Genomic DNA, 322 nt, shown 5'->3' with positions numbered 1-322 from the left:
GCTCTTCTTCTAGAGAAGGAATCACATTTAAGGATTGGTAGCTTTTTAATAATTCGATTAGTTTTTCCATTTTGTTAAAAATTAACTATTGTAAAAATACGCTTTTTTCTTTAATCAATTTTTAACATCAAACAGAATTGAAAAATGGTTACTTTTAGCGGTTATAAAATCAATGAATTAATTTTGGAACAGTCAAATTTCATTTATCAAAAGCTGGAACTTTTCATCAGGAAGTTTTACACCAACGAGCTGATTCGGGGAATAATATTCTTCATCGGTCTGGGATTGTTGTATTTTCTGTTCACACTTTTTGTGGAGTATT

It is taken from the genome of Flavobacterium bomense (genome assembly GCF_003970355.1).
This window is presented reverse-complemented; position numbering follows the sequence as displayed.